17 protein-coding genes and 1 tRNA gene are annotated in these 16,836 nt (G+C 60.2%); 15 read left to right on the top strand and 3 right to left on the bottom strand.

Translation table 11 applies throughout. The annotated features are described in order from the left end of the window. Positions 1-63: 63 nt before the first annotated feature. The 14 genes from rnd (at position 64) to B0E51_RS15155 (ending at position 10,242) form a co-directional block, all read left to right on the top strand. Positions 64-1,179, top strand: coding sequence for a ribonuclease D (gene rnd, locus B0E51_RS15225; RefSeq protein WP_077445709.1), 1,116 nt, complete (start codon positions 64-66; stop codon positions 1,177-1,179). Between the two features lie 78 nt (positions 1,180-1,257). Beyond that, positions 1,258-1,333 (top strand) — tRNA-Ala (locus B0E51_RS15220). Between the two features lie 161 nt (positions 1,334-1,494). Beyond that, positions 1,495-2,706, top strand: coding sequence for an integrase arm-type DNA-binding domain-containing protein (locus tag B0E51_RS15215; protein WP_077445708.1), 1,212 nt, complete (start codon positions 1,495-1,497; stop codon positions 2,704-2,706). Positions 2,707-2,798: 92 nt separating this feature from the next. Next, positions 2,799-3,368, top strand: coding sequence for a hypothetical protein (locus B0E51_RS15210; protein ID WP_143525949.1), 570 nt, complete (start codon positions 2,799-2,801; stop codon positions 3,366-3,368). 105 nt (positions 3,369-3,473) lie between these two features. After that, on the top strand, positions 3,474-3,695 hold the full coding sequence (locus B0E51_RS15205; protein ID WP_077445706.1) for a helix-turn-helix domain-containing protein: 222 nt from the start codon (positions 3,474-3,476) through the stop codon (positions 3,693-3,695). A 130-nt stretch (positions 3,696-3,825) separates the two neighbouring features. Beyond that, positions 3,826-4,278 carry a hypothetical protein gene (locus tag B0E51_RS15200; protein WP_143525948.1) on the top strand — a complete coding sequence of 151 codons (453 nt, stop codon included), beginning with the start codon at positions 3,826-3,828 and terminating at the stop codon, positions 4,276-4,278. A gap of 251 nt (positions 4,279-4,529) precedes the next feature. After that, complete coding sequence (locus B0E51_RS15195; protein ID WP_077445704.1) at positions 4,530-5,153, top strand: hypothetical protein; 624 nt, start codon at positions 4,530-4,532, stop codon at positions 5,151-5,153. 688 nt (positions 5,154-5,841) lie between these two features. Continuing rightward, on the top strand, positions 5,842-6,231 hold the full coding sequence (locus B0E51_RS15190) for a hypothetical protein (RefSeq protein WP_077445703.1): 390 nt from the start codon (positions 5,842-5,844) through the stop codon (positions 6,229-6,231). A gap of 891 nt (positions 6,232-7,122) precedes the next feature. Continuing rightward, on the top strand, positions 7,123-7,455 hold the full coding sequence (locus tag B0E51_RS15185) for a hypothetical protein (protein WP_077445702.1): 333 nt from the start codon (positions 7,123-7,125) through the stop codon (positions 7,453-7,455). Between the two features lie 74 nt (positions 7,456-7,529). Next, a complete protein-coding gene (locus B0E51_RS15180; protein ID WP_077445701.1) occupies positions 7,530-8,018 on the top strand; it encodes a hypothetical protein in 489 nt (162 codons plus the stop codon). Positions 8,019-8,408: 390 nt separating this feature from the next. Next, the gene (locus B0E51_RS15170) at positions 8,409-8,903 is read left to right on the top strand and encodes a DUF1801 domain-containing protein (protein ID WP_143525947.1); all 495 of its coding nucleotides are present in this window, start codon (positions 8,409-8,411) and stop codon (positions 8,901-8,903) included. Between the two features lie 100 nt (positions 8,904-9,003). Further along, on the top strand, positions 9,004-9,252 hold the full coding sequence (locus B0E51_RS15165) for a hypothetical protein (protein WP_077445698.1): 249 nt from the start codon (positions 9,004-9,006) through the stop codon (positions 9,250-9,252). Between the two features lie 103 nt (positions 9,253-9,355). Next, the gene (locus B0E51_RS15160; RefSeq protein ID WP_254424544.1) at positions 9,356-9,790 is read left to right on the top strand and encodes a GNAT family N-acetyltransferase; all 435 of its coding nucleotides are present in this window, start codon (positions 9,356-9,358) and stop codon (positions 9,788-9,790) included. A gap of 71 nt (positions 9,791-9,861) precedes the next feature. Continuing rightward, entirely contained in the window at positions 9,862-10,242 is a 381-nt protein-coding gene (locus B0E51_RS15155) for a VOC family protein (protein ID WP_077445802.1), read from the top strand. Positions 10,243-10,422: 180 nt separating this feature from the next. Here the strand turns inward: B0E51_RS15155 and ppk1 are convergent, their stop codons facing one another. Next, positions 10,423-12,591, bottom strand: coding sequence for a polyphosphate kinase 1 (ppk1, locus tag B0E51_RS15150; protein ID WP_077445696.1), 2,169 nt, complete (start codon positions 12,589-12,591; stop codon positions 10,423-10,425). Between the two features lie 197 nt (positions 12,592-12,788). Beyond that, on the bottom strand, positions 12,789-13,589 hold the full coding sequence (locus B0E51_RS15145) for a helix-turn-helix transcriptional regulator (protein ID WP_077445695.1): 801 nt from the start codon (positions 13,587-13,589) through the stop codon (positions 12,789-12,791). A 251-nt stretch (positions 13,590-13,840) separates the two neighbouring features. On the opposite strand from B0E51_RS15145, the gene B0E51_RS15140 reads away from it, so the two are divergent. Then, positions 13,841-14,968 carry an MFS transporter gene (locus tag B0E51_RS15140; RefSeq protein WP_217333113.1) on the top strand — a complete coding sequence of 376 codons (1,128 nt, stop codon included), beginning with the start codon at positions 13,841-13,843 and terminating at the stop codon, positions 14,966-14,968. 832 nt (positions 14,969-15,800) lie between these two features. Here the strand turns inward: B0E51_RS15140 and murB are convergent. Next, positions 15,801-16,829 (bottom strand): UDP-N-acetylmuramate dehydrogenase, encoded by a 1,029-nt coding sequence (gene murB, locus B0E51_RS15135; protein ID WP_077445801.1) that lies wholly within the window; start codon positions 16,827-16,829, stop codon positions 15,801-15,803. Between the last annotated feature and the right edge of the window lie 7 nt (positions 16,830-16,836).

Below are 16,836 nucleotides of genomic sequence, written 5' to 3'. Positions count from 1 at the left end.
GCTGTCAACCATAGGCACAAACCGCCGACAGGGCAATGCGTCCTGCCGCACAAAGGAATTTCAATGGCATTGCCCGAGACGGCTACCGCCGACTGGATCGATAACCGCGACGCACTGCAGGCGTGGCTCGCCGCAGTACCTGCGGACGCCGCCGTCGGACTCGACACCGAGTTCATGCGCAGGAACACGTTCTATCCGCAATTGGCGCTGTTGCAACTCGGCTGGAACGGCCGGCATGCACTGATCGATCCGCTGGCATTCGACATCGGCGATACCCTGCAGCCATTGCTCGGTACAGGCCCTGCCGTCACCGTGATGCACAGCGCCAGCGAGGACCTGGAAACCCTGGCACCGCTGCTGCCGGATGGCCCGCACATCCTGTTCGATACGCAGATCGCTGCTGCTTTCGCCGGCATGGGCCTGGGCATCAGCTACCGCGCGCTGGTAGCCGAACTCGCCCAAGTGGAACTGGACAAGGGCGAAACTCGTTCCGACTGGCTGCAGCGTCCGCTCACTGCCTCGCAATGCAGTTACGCGGCTCTGGACGTGGTGTACCTGAAAACCATCCACGAACAGCTGGTCGAGCGCCTGGACCAACGCGGGCGAAGTGCCTGGCACGCGGAAGATTGCGAGCGCCTGAAACGCCGCGCCAGCCACCGCGATGGCGACCCGCAACCACAACGCGCCATGCGCGGCGCCGCCGACTGGGCGGTCGCACGACAAGCCCTGCTGCGCCGCGTGCTGCTCTGGCGTGACCACAGCGCACGCAAGCTCGATGTGCCACGCCCCTGGCTGATCGACGACACGCTCGCATTGAGTCTGGCGCAGCAACCGCCCGCCAGCCTCAGCGAACTCGAACAGCGTGCCCGCGGCCAGCGCGCGCTGCGTTCGGCCCAGCGCAGCGAGCTGTTCACCCTGCTCGCCGAAGCGGTCACCGCTGACGAAATCGCCGTCACCACACGCATCCCTGGTCATCCTCAGGGCGAAGCGAAGAAGGCGCTTGCTGAAATGAAACAGGTGGTCGACAGCCTCGCCGTTGAGCTGCATCTGCCACCCGGCCTGCTATGCCCACGCAAGGCGCTGGAGGAATACGTGGTCACCGCTGAATGGCCCGATCTGCTCGCAGGCTGGCGACATGGCGTACTGCACGACCGCCTCGCCAGCCTGCTGCCTGGCTGAGCATGCCTTGGATCGCGCTCACGACATCCGGGGTCTTGGCGAAAACCGATATGCGCTGCTAATATCGCGTGCTTCCGTGGGGCGGTAGCTCAGCTGGGAGAGCGCCACGTTCGCATCGTGGAGGTCGTGGGTTCGATCCCCATCCGCTCCACCACGGATAGTTTCACCAGTGTCACGCAAGACCCTGGAAACCGCGCTACGGCGCGGTTTTTCTTTGGGTGACGTCCCGGAAGGCTCCCCGAATTACCCTTGTTATCCCCCAAGTCTGGCGGTAACTTGGACGGTAGCGACATCAAGCCGAAGGGAGTTACCGCCATGCTCACCCCATCCGCCGTTGCCAATGCCAAGCCGCAGGGCAAGCCGTACAAGCTAGCCGACGAACGCGGCATGTACCTGCTGGTGAAGCCCGACGGCGCTCGCTGGTGGCGCTTCGACTACCGCCGCCCCGACACCCGCAAGCGCAACACACTTTCGATGGGCACCTTCCCTGATGTGAGCCTGCGTAAGGCACGCGAACGCCGCGACGAAGCACGCAAGCTGCTGGCAGACGGTATCGACCCCGGCAACAAGCGCAAAGCGGAAACACTGGCGGATGCGGACACGTTCGAGGCAGTCGCGCGCGAGTGGTTCGCCAAGTTTTCGCCGAAATGGGCAGCCAGCCACGCGGACAAAGTTATCCGTCGACTTGAACGCGACGTGTTCCCGTGGATCGGGACAAAGCCGATGGCGAAACTTGAGGCACCGGACGTGCTGGCCGTGCTGCGTCGGATTGAATCGCGCAACGCCGTGGAGACCGCGCACCGGGCGCACCAGAATTGCGGGCAAGTATTTCGCTACGCCGTCGCCACCGGGCGCGCGAAAGGCGACGTGACGCGCGACCTGCGCGGCTCGCTGACCCCGTGGAAGGCCCAGCACTACGCCAGCATCACCGAGCCGGGCAAGGTAGGAGACCTGCTGCGGGCTATAGACGGTTTTACCGGCTCCTACGTGGTAGCTGCCCTGCTGAAACTGTCGCCGCTAGTGTTCACCCGGCCGGGAGAAGTGCGCGAAATGGAATGGCCGGAAATCGACCTTGATGCCGGCGAGTGGAACATCCCCGCCGAGCGGATGAAGCTGCGCCTACCGCATGTCGTGCCGCTGGCCCCGCAAGCCGTGGCGATCCTGCGCGAGCTACATCCGCTGACTGGCAAAGGACGCTACGTATTCCCCGGTGCACGCAGCATCAAGCGACCGCTGAGCAATATGACAGTGAATGCCGCCCTGCGCCGCATGGGCTACGACAAGGACACCATGACCGCGCATGGCTTCCGCGCCATCGCGCGCACCATCCTTGATGAAGTGCTGGGCTTCCGCGTCGACATCATCGAACACCAGCTCGCGCATGCGGTGAAGGATGCGAACGGACGCGCCTACAACCGCACGTCATTCCTGCCCCAGCGCCGCAAGATGATGGACGCATGGGCGGACTACTTGGATACCTTGAAAGCTGGCGACAACGTCGTGCCGATCATGTGCAAGGCAAGCTGATACTTTCAACGCCGCACCTAGGCTGATCCCCGAAAACCGGGCACCTTCCCCGGCTGGCGCGGCACCTATTGAAGGGCGCAGAGGTGTGCGCTGTGACCGATTGGAACAAGCCCGACTCAAAAGAAACCTTGAAGCTTTGGCTCCTGATTGATCCCCTGACGCTTTTTCAAGTAGTCATGTTGATTTTTGGGCGTGATCCAAGCCACGACATAACAGGCCGGCCGCGTGGGTACGTTCCAATCATGGCCGCACTGAAGCAGGCGATTGAGCGAAGAGAAGTTCCAGCACTGCAAACACGCGATACTACGAACGGTGATTTTTTTAGTTTGCATCATGAGGATCTGGCGTTCGTGACGCAGGCTGACGTGCGTCAATGGCTTAGGACGATCGACCACACCGATGCATTTTTCTTTCTGGCCGACCCCAATCATTGGCCGGATGTCAATAAAACAGCATCGGTCGTCATAGACAAACCACTAGCTACACACGAGCGAAGCAACATGCTTCGCATCATTCGCGCATTGGACGTGATGGCGAAACTGCCCGACCGAGGCCCAACATCCAGCGTCATGAAACAGTTGCAAGAGCTGGGCTTTGCCCGGCCCAGCGATGACACCATTCGCAGAGTAATTACCGAAGCACGCGCGCTGGAAAAGGACTAAAACCGAATTCGGCATTTGCTTTCCCGAATTCGGACACAACAAATCAGGTCCATTCCAGCATCCCAGCAACCCGCAATACCTGCGGGCAACACTGGAGATGCTGCAATGCCTACCGATGCCCTGCCCTCCCCCGGCGAGCTTGTCGACGAACACGAAGCCGCCCTGATCCTGTCGACCGCCGTCCGCACGTTGCGGAACTGGCGTGCACTACGCAAAGGCCCGCGTTACCGGAAGATCGGCGCCCGCATGGTGCGCTATCACCGGGCCGACCTCGCCGAGTTTCAGCAAGTGATGGCCGGCGATATCGACAAGGTGGCGGCAGCATGAACTCAAAAAATGCCACCGCCCCGACGCGGGAACGTCGAGGCGGAAAAGACAACAGCATCATGCAGGCTGATTGTACACCGCAAATTCTGTCGCTAAGAGTGACCCTGATGGAGTTACACGACTGACCGTCGTGCCACCAGCCGCAGTCGGCGAACTCTCCGGTGACAAACCTGCATTAATTCCACCGGGTGAGTATCGGTTGCGCCTCACACATTGGCAGACTGCGATTCTATGGGGACGCTCGCAAAAGGTGATCCTGCACTTCACAGTCTGTGACTTGGGACCACACTTTGGCGTCAAGCTGCAACGGTATTACAACGCCGAAAAGATCGTCGGCAGGCCATGCAAGTACGGACGATTCAAGTTGGGATGGAATCACGATCTCGTGCGCGAGTACGCGTTGCTTTTGCCTATGCCGCAACGTCTTGACCGGCTCCATCTGGAACGCCTGCAATCACTTTTGATCGTCGGACGCGTCGAGACCACAACGACTACCGCTAGGCAAAAGCGAATTCCCGATGCACTCCAGTATTCCGTCGTGCGCGAGCTTTTGCGTGTCGAGGCAGGGAATCAAAGCGCATGAAACCTTGCCTTGCCTTACCCAGACCTAGACCTGTACCCACACCTACTCGGGATCGAGAGCAAAGGCTTGCGGGGCATGGCTTGCGGACAAAGTGTCTTGACAGTGTTTGACCCATTCGACCGCTTGGAAGTAGATCGGCCGAATCTCCAGCTAGCTGTCCATCTACACCCGGCGGTCGCGGTCAGCATGGCAGACCGCGAACCGCTGGGGCCAAGGGAATAGAACGCTGAATCCACCAAAGGAATAGACATATGAGTGGTTACGGCTGGCGCCCGCATATCGAATCCGCACTGAAACTGGACGTGCGGCGCCTACTCGCACGCGGGTTCCTTCGCGTTGGCTGCACGACATCCGGCTCCTGGGTTTGGACGGACAGCTATACCGGCGAGCAAACCGCCAGCATGAGCTACCGGGGTGAACTGGGAGACACCGATGGCACGCTGACCCTGTTGTATACCGTGCCCGACCGCGACACCGGCAAGCACAACAACGTGGTGTGCCGCATTCTGCTGTCATCCATCCCGCTGCACTTCGGAGGGCGTCGCTGGTACATGCACTGCCCGGTTACTGGCCGGCGAGTCCAGACGTTACAAAAGTGGAACAGAATCGACCTGTTCTGCCATCGCACCGCCATCCGCCCCCGACCCACCTACGCCAGCCAGCGGGTAAGTGGTAGTAATCGCATCATGGCGCAGCGCTGGGCAATCCGGCGAAAGATGGGCGATACCCTCAGCGATCTGTTCGGCGAACCCTACAAGCCCAAAGGGATGCGCTGGCGCACCTTTGAACGCTATGCCGAGCGTGACGCCGAACTAGCCGAACGTGAAAACGGCTACCTGTTGCGTCTGGTTGGGCTATTGGAGCGATACGGATAAAAGACGGTTTAGCCTATGGATTTAGGTTTGTACAAAACAACCCCATGCGTGGATGCTCGGAGCAGCACATTCAGTACGCTTTTTCCATGAGCTTGCCCGACTCCAGCAACCGCGCCGTTTTTGCTCCCGTTACACCCTCACTTTCGCATGCGTAACTCATACACCCTCAAAAGTGTCGCATAACGCAGGCACCGTGCACTCTGGCGCGCAGGGATACTGCCGTGCAAGCACATGATTTGATGTAGGAGTTCGCCGCTTGAACGGTCAGGAACGGCACTGCATACTCGGCGCAACACCTCACTTTTGGGGTCTACTAAGCGTTAGGCGGGCAGCATGAGCCACAGCATCGACCCAGTTGCTCAGTTCCGTACTCGCAGGCGCATCGGGCTTTGGTTTGGTGCTGCATTGCCGGGCCTTTTGTTTCTAGCCTCGCTCCTCAGCTTTCGGGTCGCACACTTTCCATGGTGGGTTGGAGTCGGTTGCTTGGTGGTTGCCATTGGCGTGTCCGTCCCTGCGACACGGCAATATCGTTGCACGGTCTGTGGCAAGTCTCCCGAGCCTGACTTACCCACGTTCTTTCCGGAGTCTTGTTGTCACTGCAATGTGCGGCTGCGCTAGCATGCCTAACATCTCGTTCAAGGCGGACGGCTACGCCGCCGCTTAACTCAAGCGTTAGGCCACAAGAGCTATGAACATCTCTGAGACCTACCTGATCTTAGGAGCTGCAGCGTTCGAACTCGGCGTGCCTGTTGCAGCAATCGCCACTATGGTGCGCGCACCACGCCTCCGGAAATTCGCTGTTGTTGTTCTAGGTGCCGTGACGCCACCAGTACTTTTTTATTGCTTAGTGGCAGTATCATATTTTTTAAACCCGGCAAGCACAGAGAATGTCTTTGCGTTTTACGCTATGTCAGTCATGTCTTTCGCGGCCTATGTGGCGTTCCTACTGGTTGGCGCGGCTTTAGCCTTTGCGCCGAAGCCATCCAATTTATATGCGCGCTTCTTCGTTGGCTTCGCGTTCGCGCCGTTGTCTTGCTACCTGCTCAATCTCGTTTTTTGGTGGCGCAGTATGGCCTAACCATTCGTTCAAGGCGGACGGCTTCGCCGCCGCTTAACTCCAGCGTTAGGCGCTCACCAACCAATGCGATCAATCTCAGATTCGATCATTGGCGAGTTTCCCGCTGAGGGATATGTCGAGGCACTGATGACTGTGGGCGACGGGCCGAGCTTGCGGGTTTGCGTCACCATCCCTGAGTCTGGCCGTGCCGCGGCACTGAACAATGCGGAGGTTGTATTTCCAGCCCTTGTCCTCGACATCCCAGCTGTTGAAGCATTGGCTGCACAAACCACAAGTAGCAGCACTCCACCGGTGGTTTTCGACATTTGGGTAAAACCGGATGGTGCCGCGTCGTACATCTGTGGCTTCTTAGATGGTGAGTTCGAAGATACGTTAGTGTCTATTTCCCGAGACGCGGCAGGCCATCTTGAGCCACTACGCGCCTAACCATTCGTTCAAGGCGGACGGCTTCGCCGCCGCTTAACTCTAGCGTTATGCACAAATTCATCCTTCTCGCAATGTCATTAGCATTAGCTGGCTGCGTAAATGCAGTGAAAATGTGTGGCTTAGAGGCATCCCCCGAGTGGAAGCAGCTTCGCGTGGCTCCGCCTGAGCAGGCCGAACTTATGAGCCTTGTCAAAAGCAAAGAATCTCCATTTCCCTCTTACGATCAGCACCATCGCTATTGGTTTCAACGCGCGGACGGATCGCTCTTGCTATGCCGCCAAGATCCGCAGCCGCCCTCTGATCCATGTAGCAGCGACGGCTGGCAGTTCACACGTCACGGCTCTGCTTGGCAGGCTCAAAATAAATGGGCTAATTTGTGTCCAATCGAATAATTCCGTAGGTGCATAACTACTCGTTCAAGGCGGACGGCTTCGCCGCCGCTTAACTCCAGCGTTAGGCGCGAACATGAGTCCAAGCGATTTTGATGTCGAGCTAGAAGATCTATACAACAAATCAGTTGGCCAACTTCTCACAGATTACTTCGATGCGGCGGCCTTCGATGCTTTTTATATGCGGCTTATCGAGAAGTCCGAGCTCATAAAAAGTGAGCACGTCGTATCAAAGCAAGTGCTTCACTACCTGCTCTCGGCGCAGCAAGCCATTGAAAGTAGAGTCCCGCACGTTCCTGCAGCACAGCAACACATTTCGCTCGTCGGCAAGTTTGCGATGTTGCTTGGGCTCATTGCCATCGGCGAGGCGCCCAGCGATAGAGCCTCGGGCGTGCCTAGGATCGTCTAGACTCGCCTAACCAATCGTTCAAGGCGGACGGCTACGCCGCCGCTTAACTCCAGCGTTAGACATCAGGGGAGCACATGGCCGCATCGCCCGAACAGCTGCATGAGTTGCTGACGTACTGCTTGAACTTTGCGCGCACCATGCTCGAAAAAGCCGCCGACTTCTATCCGTTCGGAGCCACGCTATCGCCAGACGGCAAAGTTGCGGCCACAGGTGGCTACAACGGCGAGGAGCATCCCCAGCCTCAAGAAATTTATCGGTTGTTGGCTGACGCCTTCCGCTCCGGCGCTGGCACTGGTGAGTTTTTGGGTGTCGCCCTTGCTGCCAACGTCAATATTCCCGCACAGTTTTCACCGGTATCGCCAGATGGTATCCGTGTGCATATTGAGGCTTCTGGCTACTCCCGCTTTGTGTATGTTCCATACAGGATCAAAGTTTCTGGCATGTTCAAGAAAACCAAGTCCGTCGAGCTAGGTGAGCCTTTCTCCGTTGAGGTTCCACCAAACTTCTTTAAGGCGGCAGAGCATGTCGAACAATTCGTTCAAGGCGGCTTCGCCGCCGCTTAACTCAAGCGTTAGGCCAATATGAAACTGATCGTACTCGTCATCTTTTCGATCATCGTGTACGCCATCAGCCTCGTGGCGCTCGACAAGTTGGCGCTCTTGCCAAGCGGATCGCCGGTCCTATGGCTACCATTTGGTCTCAGCTTTCTAGCGTTCTTGGCTGGTGCTGTCCTTTGGCTAGGGCGCCCCAAAGCGGGCCACATTTTTCTGGCTGTTGCTACTGTACTTTGCCTAACCTTCATATTTGCCAGTGACGTTTTCGTGGGTGTGGCATATTCCTGTTCCAAGGGTGACTGCCTCTGAGTGCCCTAACTACTCGTTCAAGGCGGACACTGCCGCTTAACTCCAGCGCAAGGTGGCATTGGCAACCCTTCAACTCGGCGAACACGAATCATGAAGTCATCACCAATGACTACCGCGTCTGATTCGAACATCGAAAAGCGACTTGCCGAGTTTATCGACAAGTTCGAACCCGCCAGCGCCGAACTCATTCGGCAGTGTCGTGTCGAGCTTCGCAAGCTCATGCCCACCGCGATCGAGTTGGTCTACGATAACTACAACTTCTTCGTGATCGGCTACTGCACAACTCCACGGGCTTCCGATTGCATTGTTTCCATTGCAGCGGCAGCAAACGGCGTCGGCATTTCTTTCTACCAAGGTGCGACGCTGGCCGACCCGGACAGGTTGCTCCAGGGCGGCGGGAAGCAGAATCGCTTCATTCGTGTACCAAGCATCAAAGCCCTTCGTTCGCCCGAAGTGCTTGCACTCATCAACGCGGCTATCGCACAAGCGAAAATCCCACTTCCGATCGAGGGTACTGGGAGTACAGTCATTCAATCGGTTTCCAGCAAGCAGCGCCCGCGACGCAAGTCTGAAAATGCCAACTGACTATGCGATCAAGCGGAGTGCCAGGGTGTCACTGCAAACTGTCAGTCCTCGCGGCAGCGGCCGCTTACCTCAGGCGTCAGGCATCACAAGGAGCGAATCGATGGGTACCACATTCTGGATCAAGCGCTTTCTTACCGTCTTCGTTGGCGCTTTTGTCATCATCGGTGCCGTGCAAATGCTCAAAGGCCATGATTCGCCTTACTCCGCCACTCAAGGGGCCATATGGGGCGCCATCGCAGCAACCGTGTTCACGGTGACGAGGTTTTTTCGATCTCGTAGAGGCGAGCACTGTGCCGTCTGCAAGGACACACCGGAAATGCAGCAGATTGATCGCGGTAGTGATGCCTGACATTTCGTCCAAGGAGGACGGATTCGCCGTCGCCTGACTCCAGCATCAGGGCCCACATGTCGGATATCCGGTACAAATTCCCATGGAAATCCGCTTAGATGACTTGAGCAGCCCGGCGGTTGTCGGGCTGCTTCACGAACACTTGCAGAGCATGAGTCTGCACTCTCCGCCGGAGAGCATTCATGCGCTTGATATCGAGGCACTGCGCAAACCGGAGATCACATTCTGGTCGGTATGGCAGAACACCGAATTGATGGGATGTGGTGCCATCAAGCAGCTTGATTCCCTGCATGGCGAGATCAAGTCGATGCGTACGGCATCCATGCATCGGCGCAAGGGCGTGGGGGCATTCCTCATGCGGCATATTCTGGAAGAGGCCAAGCGCCGTTCGTATCATCGGTTGAGCCTGGAGACCGGTTCGGCGAAGGCATTCGCGCCGGCTCATCAGCTTTACGCCAACTTCGGGTTCCACGCCTGTGGACCATTTGCAGATTATGTCGAGGATCCGTACAGCGTCTTCATGACCAGAGAAGTGTAGAACCGGCACGGGCAATCGCATCGGCGCTTGTGCCGCCTATCCAGCCAGCCACCTCAATGGACGCAAACGACATGAACATCGAACCCAGGCTTTCCACCATCGGCCAGATTGTAGTGACGGTCAGCGATGTCGGCGTTGCCTTGCCGTTCTATCGCGATGCGCTGGGCTTGAGCTTTCTGTTCAGCGCCGGGCCGAACCTCGCTTTCCTCGACGCCGGCGGCGTGCGTCTGATGCTCAGCACGCCGCAAGGTGCTGGCAGCGTGGGGCACAACTCCATTCTCTATTTCAAGGTTGCCGACATCGACGCCACTCATGCAGCCATCGTCGCGCGAGGCGCGGTCAGCGAGCGGGCACCGCAGCTTACGGCCAGGCTTCCCGATCATGAACTCTGGATTGGATTCTTGCGCGACCCCGACGGCAACCTGGTCGGTCTCATGGAGGAGCGGCGATAGCGCTGTCTTTGCCCGATTGCCTGATTCGGACTGATGCGCGCGAGACTGCGCATCGTTTGGCACAAGCGTCATGCCTTGTTGATCGGCGATATCCGATCGATCTGAAACTTCCGCTGCCCATGGTGACGAGATCTGACAGCCAGCCGGCACTTCAAGGTCACGCTTTTCCGATCCGCGAACTCAGCGCCCGCCAGAGGTCGCGACCCCGCACAGCTTTTCCAGCAACTCGACCTGCACATCGCAGGCAGGCTCGTCGCTGCTCACGGCCGGACGCAGGTACTGGCCATCGGGCTGCAGCAGCAAGGCTGTCGTGTTGTCGGCGAGGTAGAGTTCGAGAGCGTTGTGGACGCGTTGCTGCAATTTCTTGCCTTCGAGCGGAAACGCGGCCTCGACGCGACGATCCAGGTTGCGTTCCATCAGGTCGGCACTGGCCAGGTACAGCTGCGGCTCGCCGTCGTTGGCGAACCAGTAGACGCGGCTGTGCTCGAGGAAGCGCCCGATGATCGAGCGCACGCGGATGTTTTCGGATACCCCTTCCACACCTGGCCGCAGACAGCAGACGCCACGCACGATCAGGTCGACCTGCACGCCGGCGATGCTGGCCTTGTACAGCGCACGGATCACCTTCGGCTCGGTCAGCGCATTGACCTTGATGATGATCTGCGCCGGCTTTCCTGCCGCCGCGTGCGCAGTTTCACGTGCGATCAGTTCGAGCAGCACTTTCTTCAGCGTGAACGGCGCATGCAGCAGTTTCTTCATGCGCAATACCTTGCCCATGCCGGTGAGCTGACTGAACAGCTTGTGGACGTCCTCGCACAAGGCTTCGTCGGAAGTGAGCAGGCTGTAGTCGGTGTAGAGGCGCGCGTTGCCGGTGTGGTAGTTGCCGGTGCCCATATGGGCGTAGCGCACCAATTCGCTGCCTTCACGGCGCTGGATCAACATCAGCTTGGCGTGCGTCTTGATGCCGACCACGCCGTAGATCACCATCGCGCCAGCCTGCTGCAGGCGCGAGGCGAGCGAGAGGTTGGATTCTTCGTCGAAACGCGCACGCAGTTCGACCACCGCGGTCACTTCCTTGCCCGCGCGCGCTGCATCGACCAGCGCATCGACGATCTCAGAGTTCGCGTTGGTGCGGTAGAGCGTCTGCTTGATCGCCAGCACCTGCGGATCTTTCGCTGCCTGGCGCAGCAGGTCGATCACCGGCGAAAACGACTCGTACGGATGCAGCAGCAGCACGTCCTGCTTGCCGATGACCTGGAACAAGTCCTCGGCGTGCTTGAGTGCTTTCGGCAGGGTCGGCGTGAACGGCCGGTACTGCAATTGCGGGTAGCTGGCGTTGCTGGCGATGCTGAACAGGCGGGCAAGGTTCACCGGACCGTTCACCTCGTACAGCTCCGACTCGCTGAGCCCGAACTGCTTTAGCAGGTAGTCAGCCAGATCCTTCGGACAGTTGTCGGCCACCTCCAGTCGCACCGCGTCGCCGAAGCGGCGCGAATACAGCTCGCCGCGCAGGGCCAGCGCCAGATCCTCGACATCCTCCGGATCGAGCGTGAGGTCGGCGTTGCGGGTCAGCCGGAACTGGTAGCAGCCGAGCACCTGCATGCCGGGAAACAATTCTTCCGCGTGCGCATGGATCATCGAAGACAGCAGCACATAGTTGTCGCCGCCCTCGCAGATCTCCTGCGGCAGGCGGATCAATCGCGGCAGCACGCGTGGTGCCGGCACGATGGCCAGACCGGAGTCGCGACCGAACGCATCGACACCATCCAGCCGCACGATGAAGTTGAGGCTCTTGTTGACCAGCAGCGGGAAGGGATGGGTCGGGTCGAGTCCGATCGGCGTGATCAGCGGCGCCACTTCCTCACGGAAATAGCGGCGCACCCACAGCTTCTGCTTGTGCGTCCACTGCGTGCGGCGAACGATACGGATGCCCTGCCCGGCCAGCTCCGGCAGGATGCGTTCATTGAGGATCGCGTACTGACGCTCGATCTGCTTGTGCGCGATCTCGCTGATCTCGGCCAGCGCACGACGCGGCGGGATGCCGTCCGGCCCGATCAGTTCGTGATCCAGCGCGATCTGGCCCTTCAGTCCGGCCACGCGGATCTCGAAGAACTCGTCCATGTTGCGCGAGAAGATCAGCAGGAACTTCAGCCGTTCCAGCAGCGGCGTGCGTTCGTCCAGCGCCTGGTCCAGCACACGGATGTTGAATTGCAGCTGCGACAGCTCGCGATGGATGTAAAGCCGGCTGTCACCGAGGTCCACCGTCGGTGCCGCGATGGGCAACACGTCGTTGGCAGCGGGCGCGGAGGCGTCGGTGGGCAAGGTATCGCGGATGATGCGACTGTTCATTGGCTCAAATCCATGATCCGGTCAGGAGGGTCACGCGTCCGGAGGACCGTTATATCAACCGGCATGGTAACCCGCTGCCGGTACAGCCACAGCGATATGACAGGGTGAACTCAGGACCCGCTCAGCTTGACACTGCACTTTGACAGACCAGTGACCGTGCTCGCCGGCGATGCGAGTGCAGCCGCACTGCCCATGGTTCATGCTTCGGTCGTGGCGCGTGCGATGTGCTCATCGGATGCCAGATAGCGACTGGGTGCAGCACCAAGTACCCGCCGGAACGCCGCGGTAAAGGCGCTGGCGCTGCTGTAACCCAGATCGACCGCGACCTGGGTGATCGATTCGCCACCACCCAGCCGGGTCAATGCTGCCAGCAGGCAGGCCTGCTGGCGCCATGCGCTGAAACTCATGCCGGTCTGCTGACGGAACAAACGGGTGAAGCTGCGCCGGCTGATGCCGACCTTGTGCGCCATCGCGTCGATATCGATTTCCAAAGCTGGCGCCGCCATCAGAGCACGGCACAGGCGGGCCAGCCGCGGATCGCGCGGTAACGGCGTGTTGAGCGCCAGCGCGGGCATCGCGGCGATCTCGTCCAGCAGCAGCGCCATCACCCGGCCATCACGGCCATCCAGCGCGTACTCGGCCGGCAGATCCACCGCTTCCAGCAGCAAGGCATGCAGCAGCAGTGAAACACCGATCACACGGCAATGTATCGGCAGCGACGCAGAAGCCTCAGCTCTCACGTACGCGCTGCGGGTGGACACCGCACCGCTCATGCGCACCTCGTGCGCGATGCCGCCGGGAATCCATAGTGCGCGGCGCGGCGGCACCACCCAGCTGCCTTCGTCGGTAATCACGGTGACCACGCCGGTGGCGGCGTACAGCAGCTGGCCGCGCTTGTGGGCGTGGCGCGGCAAGACGTAATGCGGCGGATAGTCGTTGCCGGTAATCACGACATCGCGCGGGGTGTCTTCGTAATGAGTGACCCGTGTATTACGCATGGCGCACTGGTTTGGCCCGAATTCGATAGAACTTGACCCAATGATGCATGCGGGCCGATGGGCGCCACTTTAAAATGGCGTTGCTGGCGATGCAATGCGTGCCACCCCTCCCTCATCCCCGAGAGTGTTCCATGGATATCCGCGTCGACGAGGCGAACCTGCCGGCTCAGCCGACGACCCAGCCGCTGGCACCTGCGCACCATGCCGAAGGCACGGCATTCGGCGTGCTGGGCGCGATCAGCTTCGCGCACATGCTCAACGACATGATCCAGTCGCTGATCCTGGCGATCTATCCGATCCTGAAAAGCGATTTCCACCTGAGCTTCGCCCAGGTCGGTCTGATCACCCTGACCTACCAGCTGACTGCCTCGATGCTGCAGCCGCTGGTCGGCATGGTCACCGACCGCCGGCCGATGCCGTACTCGCTGCCGGTGGGCATGGGCTTCACCCTGTGCGGCCTGTTGCTGCTGGCGGTGGCACCGAACTTCCCGATCCTGCTGCTGGCCGCTGCACTGGTCGGCACCGGCTCATCGGTGTTCCACCCGGAATCCTCGCGGGTGGCGCGGATGGCTTCCGGTGGGCGGCATGGTCTGGCGCAATCGCTGTTCCAGGTCGGCGGCAACACGGGCGCATCGCTGGGACCGCTGCTGGCCGCATGGATCATCGTGCCGCATGGGCGCGGCAGCGTGGCGTGGTTCTCGCTGGCGGCGTTGCTGGCGATCATGGTGTTGCTGCAGGTTGGCCGCTGGTATGGACAGCATCACGTTGCACGCAGCAAGTCGGCCGCGCGGCATCTGACGGTGGTGGCGCTGTCGCGCAACCAGGTCATCGGCGCGCTGGCGATCCTCGGCCTGCTGATCTTCTCCAAGTATTTCTACCTGGCCAGCCTCAGCAGCTATTACACGTTCTATCTGATCCACAAGTTCGGCGTGTCGGTGCAGAGCGCGCAGGTGCACTTGTTCGTGTTCCTGTTCGCGGTAGCGGCCGGTTCGCTGATCGGTGGCCCGATCGGCGACCGCATCGGGCGCAAGTGGGTGATCTGGGTGTCGATCCTCGGCGTGGCGCCGTTCACCCTGCTGCTGCCGCACGCGAACCTGATGTGGACCGGCGTGCTGACGGTGATCATCGGCCTGATCCTGGCCTCGGCGTTCTCGGCGATCCTGGTCTACGCGCAGGAGCTGATCCCAGGCCGGGTCGGCATGATCTCCGGGCTGTTCTTCGGCTTCGCCTTCGGCATGGGCGGCATCGGTGCCGCCGTGCTCGGTGGCGTGGCCGACGCACATGGCATCGAGTACGTCTACCGGCTGTGTGCGTATCTGCCGTTGATGGGATTGATTACGGTGTTTTTGCCGAATATCGAGAAGCGGGCTCACGCGTAGCTCCTTTGTCCTTTGTTGGAGCGGCTTCAGGCGCGATGCTCTTGCTCGATTTTGTTGATTGAAAGCAGAGCTTTCACCCTCCTTCGGAGGGCGAGGCACTTCTCTTTTGCTAGTCCACGCGCACGCAGGAGCGTGCGCGAACAGCGAAGCTGGCCCGAAGGGCGGAGGGCAGGATGCCCGGAGTAAAAGAGAAGTACCCAAGAGAAAACGACACCCCGCTTACGCGCGTTGCGGGCATCCCTGCCCGCAAGGTCCGCGGTCGGGTTACGGGGTTTGTCGACAGGGCGTCCTGCCCTGACGACAAACTGGTTCGCATCCCTGCGAACCACCCTTCGGGCTTTCCCTCCACCCGGCCGCCGCTTCAGAGGAGCCCCAGGTAAAGCAACGCGCATCCTGCGCGTACTTTTCAGAAGAGCCGGAGCAACAGCCAAGACAACAGCGAAGCAGCCGCAGTGCGACTCTTCGCTCTTGCCCTCGCTTTTGAGCTTCTAAGTTTTTCACCGAGTGCGGGCCACGATGGCCCGCTGCTCTACCCGGGGCCCCTGTGCGGCGGTGAGCTGGGGTCGACAGGCCCCGCAGGGGGAATCGGCAGGGATGCCGATTCCTTTTCGCCAGGACAGGAGTCCTGTCGAAAAGCCCGATCCCAGCTCACGGACTTGCCGGGCAAGGATGCCCGGCAAGCGCCAAGCGGGGTGGCCTTCTCTTTTGGTTACTTTTCTCTTGGCCACGCAAGAGAAAAGTGACTCGGTCGCCGCAGGCGAACGAAAGCTCTGCACTTAATCAACAAAAACGCGCAAGAGCATCGCGGTTGAAGCCAGCCCCACAGAAAAACTCAGCGCGTACCGATCACCACCGGCTCCGGCTCCAACGCAACGCCGAATTTCTCGCGCACTCCGTGCATCACCCGCTGCGCCAGCGCCCACAATTGCGGCCCCGTCGCCTTCCCATGATTGACCAGTACCAGCGCATGCCGGTTGGAAATGCCGGCATCACCTTCACGAACACCCTTGAAACCGGCAGCCTCGATCATCCAGGCCGCGGATACTTTGCAACGGCCATCCGGCTGCGGCCAAACGGCCAGCCCGGGATGCTCGCGCTTGAGCGCATCAGCCAGCGCGGCGTCGATGATCGGGTTCTTGAAGAAGCTGCCAGCGTTACCAAGGACCGACGGGTCTGGCAGCTTGCTGGTGCGCAGATGCACCACCGCTTCGGCAACGTGGAACGGCGCGGGCTTGTCCACACCCATCCGTGCCAGTTGTTCGTTGATGCCGGCGTAGTCGGTGCGCAGCGGACGGCTGCGCGGCAGCACGAAGCGCACGGCAGTGACGATGTAACGGCCAGGCTCGTGCTTGAACAGCGAGTCGCGGTAGGCGAATGCGCAGGCGGCGTGATCGAGCGTCACCACGCGGCGCTCGCGGATGTCCCACGCTTCCACACTTTCGATGAACTCGGCCACTTCACAGCCGTAGGCACCGATGTTCTGGATCGGCGCGGCGCCGACAGTGCCTGGAATCAGGATCAGGTTTTCCAGGCCGGCATAACCCTGACCCAGCGTCCAGCGCACGAAGTCGTCCCAGCGTTCGCCGGCGGCCACGGCGATGCGTGCACTGTCACCATCGCTTTCCACTTGCACGCCTCTGGTTGCCATCACCAGCACGGTGCCGTCGAAATCGCCGGTGAACAGCACATTGCTGCCTTCGCCCAGTACCAGCAGACGTCCGTTGCGCACGGCCGGGAAGTCGAGCAGTTCGGGCAGTTTGCTGGCGTCGCGAATCTCCGCCAGCAACTTCGCCCGCGCGGCCACGCGCAGCGTGTTGCGGTTGGCCAGCGAGGCATTTTCGATGAGCGTGTAGCCGCCCATGTCGACC

The organism is Rhodanobacter sp. C05 (assembly GCF_002001165.1).
In the GTDB taxonomy this organism is placed as follows: Bacteria; Pseudomonadota; Gammaproteobacteria; order Xanthomonadales; family Rhodanobacteraceae; genus Rhodanobacter.
The sequence above is the reverse complement of the archived record's forward strand: the minus strand, read 5'-3'. Positions and strand labels throughout refer to the sequence as shown.

Bases quoted from the DNA above. Each gene is read 5' to 3' on its own strand.
- B0E51_RS15145 (WP_077445695.1), bottom strand. From the start codon at position 13,589: ATGCGTAATACACGGGTCACTCATTACGAAGACACCCCGCGCGATGTC.
- B0E51_RS15165 (WP_077445698.1), top strand. From the start codon at position 9,004: ATGGGTACCACATTCTGGATCAAGCGCTTTCTTACCGTCTTCGTTGGC.
- B0E51_RS15185 (WP_077445702.1), top strand. From the start codon at position 7,123: ATGAGTCCAAGCGATTTTGATGTCGAGCTAGAAGATCTATACAACAAA.
- B0E51_RS15205 (WP_077445706.1), top strand. From the start codon at position 3,474: ATGCCTACCGATGCCCTGCCCTCCCCCGGCGAGCTTGTCGACGAACAC.
- B0E51_RS15190 (WP_077445703.1), top strand. From the start codon at position 5,842: ATGAACATCTCTGAGACCTACCTGATCTTAGGAGCTGCAGCGTTCGAA.
- B0E51_RS15180 (WP_077445701.1), top strand. From the start codon at position 7,530: ATGGCCGCATCGCCCGAACAGCTGCATGAGTTGCTGACGTACTGCTTG.
- murB (WP_077445801.1), bottom strand. From the start codon at position 16,829: ATGGGCGGCTACACGCTCATCGAAAATGCCTCGCTGGCCAACCGCAAC.
- B0E51_RS15195 (WP_077445704.1), top strand. From the start codon at position 4,530: ATGAGTGGTTACGGCTGGCGCCCGCATATCGAATCCGCACTGAAACTG.
- B0E51_RS15155 (WP_077445802.1), top strand. From the start codon at position 9,862: ATGAACATCGAACCCAGGCTTTCCACCATCGGCCAGATTGTAGTGACG.
- B0E51_RS15170 (WP_143525947.1), top strand. From the start codon at position 8,409: ATGAAGTCATCACCAATGACTACCGCGTCTGATTCGAACATCGAAAAG.
- B0E51_RS15140 (WP_217333113.1), top strand. From the start codon at position 13,841: ATGCTCAACGACATGATCCAGTCGCTGATCCTGGCGATCTATCCGATC.
- rnd (WP_077445709.1), top strand. From the start codon at position 64: ATGGCATTGCCCGAGACGGCTACCGCCGACTGGATCGATAACCGCGAC.
- ppk1 (WP_077445696.1), bottom strand. From the start codon at position 12,591: ATGAACAGTCGCATCATCCGCGATACCTTGCCCACCGACGCCTCCGCG.
- B0E51_RS15215 (WP_077445708.1), top strand. From the start codon at position 1,495: ATGCTCACCCCATCCGCCGTTGCCAATGCCAAGCCGCAGGGCAAGCCG.